Origin of the sequence: Streptomyces solincola (genome assembly GCF_002982015.1) — a bacterium.
In the GTDB taxonomy this organism is placed as follows: Bacteria; Actinomycetota; Actinomycetes; order Streptomycetales; family Streptomycetaceae; genus Streptomyces; species Streptomyces solincola.
In genome coordinates, this window is sequence record NZ_PVLV01000240.1 from 1 (window position 1) to 7747 (window position 7747).

Below are 7747 nucleotides of genomic sequence, written 5' to 3' on the forward strand. Positions count from 1 at the left end.
GTCCCCACGCTCACCAAGGGCCCCCGGGAGCCGGCCCGGCCGGACGGCCCGGCTCCCGGGGGCCCTTGGTGAGCGTGGGGACCGACATGGTCGCTCCTTGGGGTGCTGCGGTGCCGTGCGGTCCCCGGGGCCGGGCGGGTGTCTCCTCCCGGCCCCGGGGGGCGTCGGTCACTGGTTGGCGAGGACCTGGTCGACCTGGGCGGCGGCGGTGGACAGCAGCTTGTCGACGTCGGCGTCCTTGTTGGTGAGGACCCCGGACATCACGTTGTCCAGCACCTTGTAGATCTCCTGGGCCTTCGGCGGCTCGGCCTTGCCGGCGACCGGCTTGTCCATATACGCCTGGAAGTTCCGCACCGGCATGGTGGCGTGCTCCTTGCGGCCGGCGTCGTCCTGCGCCTTGGCGTCGTTCAGCCAGAGGTTGGGCTGTGGCAGGCCGACCGGCAGCCCGTCGGCCTTGGCGCGCTGCCAGTCGTACTGGCCCTTGCCGGGGGTGGTGAACTTGAAGTTCAGCCAGGCGACGGCGGCCTTGACCTTGTCGGACGAGATGCCCTTCTTGATCATGTAGTTGTTGCCGCCGGCGAGGGTGGCCTGGCCGCCGGGGATCGGGCCCATGCCGAAGTTCTCGTACTTCGCGCCGAGCTGCTGGACCATGTACGTGATGTCGTCGGGCGCGGCGAGGAACATGCCGAGCTTGTCGGTGGCGATCTGCTTTTGCAGGTCGCCCCACTTCAGCAGCTGGGTCTTGCCCATGGACTCGTCGTCCCAGCGCATGGCGCGCAGGTTCTCCACGACCTTGCGTCCGGTCTCGTCGTCGAACGCGGCCTTCTTGCCGCTCGCGTCGACGACGTCTCCGCCGAGGCTGTACATCTGGGCGGTGAAGTGCCAGCCGCCGGTGTTGGCGGCGCTGTACTCGCCGAAGCCGGCGATGCCGCCGCCGAGTCCGGCGATCTTCTTGGCGGCGGCGCGCACCTCCTCCCAGGTGGCGGGCGGGGCGTCGGGGTCGAGGCCGGCGTCCTTGAAGAGCTTGCGGTTGATCAGCAGGCCCATCCGGTGGTTGCTGGTGGGCAGGCCGTAGAGCTTGCCGTCGTTCTTCAGCGAGCCGAGGACGTCGGGGTCGATGTCCTTCAGGTGCGGGACGGTCTTGTCGGTGACGTAGGCGGAGATGTCCTGGGCGCCGTCGTTGTCGAGCACCTGGGGCAGGTCGGTGAAGTAGGTGTAGAACACGTCCGGCTGGGACTTGGCCTTGAGCATGGCGGTGAACCGCGGCGGCTCCAGGCACTGGCCCGGGGTGGAGCGCCCCTGGATGGTGACGTTCGGGTAGGTCTGGTTGAACGTCCTGACGTCCTCGTTCCACTGCTTGAGCTCGGCGGCCTTGGCCGCCGGCGGCATGCAGTCGATGGTGAGCGTCACCTTGGTCCCGGGGTCCAGCGGCGCGGCCGGGTCGGAGCCCGCGCTGTTGCCGGAGTCGCCGGCGCCGTCGTCGCTGCTGCTCGTGCCGCAGGCGGCGAGTGCGGTGAGCGCCAGCGCGGAGGCGAGGGTGACCGCGCCGACGCGGCGGGTGCGGCGGAGCCGGGCTCTTCTCATGGGTGTCCCCTTCGGGCAGGAGCGTGGAAGGCGCCCCACCGCCGGGGCGAGGGCGCCCGGGGCGATGTGGGGGCGCGGCACACTCAACCACCGTCCACAGGTTGCCGCAATATCTCGCGCTGATTTCGTAATTGTTTGACAGTCGACTGCACACAGCGAGGCCGCCCGCAGCCGGTGGCATACGGGCGGCCGAAAGGCGGCTGTCGGCGCGGGGCCGGCCGGCTATGCGCGCGGCGCCTGTCCGGTGGAGCCGCGGACCACCAGCTCGGGCTCGAACAGCAGCTCCCCGGGCGGCACTTCGCCGCCCTGGATCTGGGCGCACAGCAGGTCCACGGCGGCCCGGCCCATCGCCTCGATGGGCTGGCGCACGGTGGTCAGCGGGGGCTCGGTGCAGTTCATGAACGCCGAGTCGTCGAAGCCCACGACGGACACCTCGGCGGGCACCGCCAGGCCCCGCCGGCGGGCCGCCCGCACCGCGCCCAGGGCCAGCGGGTCGCTGGCGCAGATGATGCCGGTGACCCCCCGCTCCAGCAGCCGGGAGGTGGCCGCCTGACCGCCCTCCAGCGAGAACATCGACCGCTCGACGTACGCCTCGGGCAGCTCGCCGCCGGCCGCCTCGGCCGCCGCGCGGGCCGCCGCCAGCTTGCGGCGCGAGGGGATGTGGTCGCCCGGACCCAGCACCACGCCGATCCGCTGGTGGCCCAGCGAGGCCAGATGGCGCCAGGCCTGCTCGACGGCGACCGCGTCGTCGCAGGAGATGCAGGGGAAGTCCAGCCCTTCGATGGGGGCGTTGATCAGCACCACCGGGATGCGCCGCTCGGCCAGCTGCCGGTAGTGCTCGTGCGGGGCGTCGGCCTGGGCGAACAGCCCGCCGGCGAAGACCACCCCGGAGACCTGCTGCTGGAGCAGCAGCTCCACGTAGTCGGCCTCGGAGACCCCGCCCTTGGTCTGGGTGCACAGCACCGGGGTGAGGCCCTGCTGGGCCAGGGCGCCGCCGATGACCTCGGCGAACGCCGGGAAGATCGGGTTCTGGAGCTCGGGCAGGACCAGCCCGACCAGCCGCGCCCGCTCCCCGCGCAACTGGGTGGGGCGTTCGTAGCCGAGCACGTCCAAGGCGGTGAGCACGGACTGCCGGGTGGCCTCGGAGACCCCCGGCTTGCCGTTGAGCACCCGGCTGACCGTGGCCTCGCTGACTCCTACCTTCTTGGCTACCTGAGCAAGTCGTCGCGTCATGCGCGCAAGGCTAGCGCAAGCGATGCAAGTTGTTTGCGGTCAGCAGGGGTCCGCCGATCGTTTTCCGTCAGCGCGCTGCCCGGCGTACGGCAACACCGCTTGCGCAGCCCGCAGGTCCCGCCGGCGTCGGACCGCCGGCGGGACCCTTCACGCACCCTCCCGTCAGGGGTTGACGTTGATCTTGAAGGTGGAGGTGGTGTTGCGGATGTTCTCGGCGTTGCCGCTCAGCCGCAGCCCGTTGAAGGTCACCTCGCCGACCGCCGGGCCCTGCCCGGGCTCGGGCAGCTCGTTGGCCCAGATCCCGAAGCCGGACTTGGCGTCGTAGGCGTCACCGCTCTTGCGGGCCCCGGTGATCGAGATGTCGGTGAGGACGGTGTCCTTGATCGGGTTCACCGGCTGCCCGCCGACGTACTGCGTCTGGAACATGATCCCGTGGTACGTCGGGTCGACGATGTCGACGTCGCTGACCCGGATGCCCTGGAACACCTTGGACGCGGAGAACAGCCAGATGCCGGGGAAGGTCTGCTGCCCCCAGAAGTGCCCGCCGGAGCGGACCACCGACACGTTCTCCACCTTCGTCGGACCGGTCCCGAAGCCGTTCATCGGGTAGCCGAAGTCCAGCGAGCTGATGGTGATGCCGGAGTAGACCAGGGTGTCGGCGATGTGGATGTTGCGGAAGGTGTTGTCGTAGCCGCCGTAGACCGCGATGCCCGCGGCCCGCCAGGTCAGGATGGACGTCAGGTTCTCGTAGACGTTGTTCTTCATGTCCGCGCCGCCCGCGTCGATGGCCGAGAACAGCGCGAAGCTGTCGTCGCCCGAGGCCCGCGACTCGTTGTTGACCACGTGGTTGTCGGTCGAGCCGTTGGTCATGTTGATCGCGTCGGCGAAGGTGTTGCGGATCCGGCTGTCGCTGATCGTCACCCGGTCGGTGTTGGCGCCCCAGTAGAGGCAGACCATGTGCTCGGTCCAGGTGTTGTCGATGGTGATGTCCGAGACGTTGGCGAAGTCGAACACCTTGCCCGGCCCGTCGATGCGGGAGGTGTAGTTGCCGAAGTAGGCGAAGTTCCGGAAGGACGAGCCCCTGGCCGTGCCCTCCGCCCGGAAGCCCACATCCGTGTTGTCCTGCGTGGCGGGCGCGTGGAACTTCGTGAACCAGGGCCCCGCGCCGACCACCTGCACGGCCTTGCCGTACACCTGGAACTTCGACGACGTCTGGTAGTCGCCGGCCGGCAGGTAGACGCCGGTCAGCTTGCCGGTGGTGTCCATCCGCACCTTGTCCAGCGCGTTCTGCACGTCCTGCTGGCCGAAGCCGGCCGGCACGGCGTACGCGGCGGGGTCCGGGTTGGCGATCGGCGTCGCCTGCTCCAGGCTGACGAAGTCGATCGCGTACCGCGAGGTGTTGGCGGCGTCCTTCTGGAGCCGGATCTTCGCCCCCGCCCGGACGGTCTCGCCCAGCATCAGGTGCGCCTCGTCGTAGACGTGCCGCGGGGCGCCCGCCGACGGTGAGTTGCCCGGGCTCGCCTCGGCCCCGTACAGCCAGGCGTACTTCGAGGTGAGCGGCAGGGCCTTCGTGAGGACGCCGTCGACGTAGACGTTGAGCGTGGCGTCGATGCCGCCGCCGCCCGGGGCGTCCGGGATGGAGAAGCGCGCGACCAACGTGTTGGTCGACGCCCGGGTGGTGAACTCCACGTACTCACCGGTGGCGTTCAGCGTCACCGCCCTGCGGCCGGACGCCTCGCCGGCGAGGTCGCCGACGGTCCGGTTGGGCCCGACGGTGGTGGCCCCGCCGCCGGTGGCCGCGTCCTCCGCCTCGTACATCTCGTACGGCATGTTCGCGCCGCGCCCGACGAACAGCGACTGCGCGGCGGTGTTGTTCTCCCGCTTCACCGGCAGCTCGTTGCCGTCCGCGGCGACGGTGGTCCGCACGGTGTACGAGCCGTTGGCCGCCGTCCAGGCGCCGACCGTGACCGGTGCGCTGGTGGCGCCCGCCGCGATGGCGCCGTCGTACGACCCGGTCAGCGTCTTCACGGTGGCGCCCTGGGCGTCGACCAGCGCCACGGTGATCGGGTGCGCGCCGCCCGCCGACGCCGAGGTGCCCTGGTTGCGCACCGCGACCCGGAAGGTGACGGTGTCCCCGGCCGCCGGACCCGACGGCGAGGTGGTCAGCACCGGCACCAGGTCCGAGCTCTGCACCGGCCGCACGTTCAGCGCGCTCGGCGCGGTGTAGGTGTTGTTGGTCTCGTTCTGCTCGATCACGCTGCCGGCTTCGTCGGCGACCGCGCTGAGTTGGTACGTCCCGGCGTCCCGGGCCCCGATGGCGGCGCTGACGGTGGTCTGCGCGCCGGCGGCCAGCGGGCCGACCGAGGCGGAGGCGACCTTCGTGCCGTTCAGCCGCAGCGCGACCGCGCTGGCCGGGGCGGCGGCGGGGCCGCTGTTGCGGACGGTGGCGGTGAGCGTCACCGCGTCCGACTCGACCGGCGACGCGGGCGAGGCGGTGAGCCCGGTGACCTCCAGGTCCGGGTTGGGCGCGGCCGCGCCGATCACCTGGAACTCCGCGAGCTGCCCGGCCGGGGCGCCGGAGTTGGCGGTGAACCGCAGCTGCACGTCGGCGACCCGGGCGGTCACCGGCACGGTCACGGTGTTGCCGCCCGCCGGGCTGAAGGCATAGTCCCGCGCGGCCACCAGGCTGCTGAACGCGGCGGCGTTCTGCTCCCGCCCCAGCACCTGGATGTTCTGCGTCCTGGCTCCCCAGGCCGTGTCCGGGTTGAGCTTCAGCACCAGCGCGGAGACGTCGGCGTTGGCGCCGAGCTTCACGGTGAGGGTGGCCGGCTGGCCTGAGCCCTCCCAGTAGGTGGTCAGGCTGTTGTCGACGGCGTTCTCGGCGACGAAGGCGTGCACGGTCGAGGAGGCGGTGACCGGCTTGCCCACGGCCAGGTTGGAGCCGGGGCCCGACGTGCCGTTCCTCGTCACCGTGTTGCTGTCGCCGGAGACGTTGCCCGCGGCGTCCCTGGCGCGCACGACGTAGGAGACGGTGGCGCTCGCCGGCCGGCTGTCGGTGTACGAGGTGCTGGTCCCCGGCACCGTCGTCAGCAGCGTGTTGTTCGCGTACACCTCGTACCCGCTCACCCCGGTGTCGTCCGTGGAGGCGTTCCAGCTCAGCCGGATCTGTCCGGCGGCCGGTTCGGTGAGGGCGAGGTTCGCCGGGGCGGTGGGGGCCTGGGTGTCGCCGCTCTGGCCGCGGCGGGTGACGGTGTTGCTGTTGCCCGAGGCGTTGCCCGCGGCGTCCTTGGCGCGCACGAAGTAGGTGACGGTGGCGCTCGCCGGCCGGCTGTCGGTGTACGTGGTGGTGTCGCCCGCCACCGTCGTCAGCAGCGTGTTGTTCGCGTACACCTCGTACCCGCTCACCCCGGTGTCGTCCGAGGAGGCGTTCCAGCTCAGCCGGATCCGCCCGGCGGCCGGCTCGGTGAGGGCCAGGTTCGCCGGGGCGGTCGGCGCGGTGGTGTCACCGGTGGCCGGTCCGTACACCTCCAGCTCGCTGAGCTGCCCCGCCGACTGCACGGTGTTGGCGGTGACCAGGACCCGCAGATAGCGGGTGGTGGCCGCGTCGATGGAGATCGTCACCGAGTTGCCGGACGCCGGGTCGAACGCGTACGCCCGCGCGGCCGTCAGGTCGCTGAAGTCGGCCCCGTTGGCGCTGCCCTGCAAGGTCAGCGTCTGGCTGCGGGAGCCCCAGCCGTCGGGCAGCCGCAGCACCGCGCGGTTGACCCGGACCGAGGAGCCGAGGTCCACCTGGAGCCACTGCGGCAGGGCGTTGTTGCGGCTCTCCCAGTAGCTGGCCTTGCTGGCGTCGGCCGCGTTGGCCGGGACGTAGGTCTCGGTGTGGCTGGAGGCGGTCAGCGTACGGCCGCGGGCGAGGTTCACCGAGGACTCGCCGGCCGCGCGCACCTCCAGCTCCGACAACTGGGCGGCCGACCAGCCGCTGTTGGCGGTGATGTCGACCCGTACGAAGCGGGCCTGGGCGGCCGGGAAACTCACCGTCACGGTATTGGCCGAGCCGGGGCTGAACGTGTAGGCGGCGGAGGACTTCAGGGTGGCGAAGCTGGTGCCGTCGGCACTGCCCTGCACCGACAGCGTCTGGTTGCGGCTCTCCCAGGCGGCCGGCAGCTTCAGCACCACCTCGTCCACCCGGGCGGTGGAGCCGAGATCGGCCTGCACCCACTGGGGCAGGCTGCTGCCGGCGCTCTGCCAGTAGGTGCCCTGGTCGCCGTCGGTGATGTTGCGAGCGGTGTACTCGGCGTGCGCGCTGGACGCGGCGGCGGGCCGTCCGGCGGCGAGGTTGGGGCCGCCGGACGCCGCCGAGGCGGGCGTCAGCGACGGCCAGCCGAGCAGCATCAGGCTGGTGGAGAGGACGGCGGCGGCTATCCCGCGCCCCCGCCGTCTCCGGTGTGGCGATCTCATCTGTCCCCGATCTCCGTCCCGGGCGGGGGCCGTCGGCGCGTGCCTACGGCGGCGGGGCCGTCGGCGGCGGACCCGGGGCGCGGCTCATGGTGGGTGGGTGAGGGGTCTCGCACTCGCGCTCGTATGTGCAGCGCTGTGGCATGCAATTTGCGTCGAGCGCTCAGAGAGTTGCAGACGACTCGGGGTTCGTCTACTGCCGCCACAGGGTCTTCTAGGGCGCGGACGTGATCCGTCCGGATGCCGTACCGCCCAGCCAGCGACTTTCATCGACCCTGCCGGAAAAACGCAAGCCTCCGCAAGCGACGCAAGCGGCTTGCGTGAACAACTGCCGGTATTGCCGGACCCGTTGACAAACCGGAGACGCGCTAGAAACCTGTGGGCGTCGTTTCCGCAAAGAATCGACGGACTGGCTCAATTGTCGTGCATGGTGCTCCGGCTCCCCCGGGGCGCCCCCCTGCCATCCACCGCGCCC

Annotated in this window: 3 protein-coding genes; all 3 read right to left on the reverse strand. The window is 71.3% G+C overall.

All coding sequences use genetic code 11. The features are described 5' to 3' along the window. Positions 1-168: 168 nt before the first annotated feature. The 3 genes from C6N75_RS16605 to C6N75_RS16615 all read right to left on the reverse strand — a co-directional run bounded on the left by C6N75_RS16605 (position 169) and on the right by C6N75_RS16615 (position 7275). A complete protein-coding gene (locus C6N75_RS16605; protein ID WP_105869690.1) occupies positions 169-1584 on the reverse strand; it encodes an extracellular solute-binding protein in 1416 nt (471 codons plus the stop codon). A 222-nt stretch (positions 1585-1806) separates the two neighbouring features. Then, entirely contained in the window at positions 1807-2817 is a 1011-nt protein-coding gene (locus tag C6N75_RS16610; RefSeq protein WP_105869691.1) for a LacI family DNA-binding transcriptional regulator, read from the reverse strand. 162 nt (positions 2818-2979) lie between these two features. Beyond that, positions 2980-7275: a discoidin domain-containing protein gene (locus C6N75_RS16615; RefSeq protein WP_105869692.1), complete on the reverse strand. Its 4296-nt coding sequence runs from the start codon at positions 7273-7275 to the stop codon at positions 2980-2982. Positions 7276-7747 lie beyond the last annotated feature (472 nt).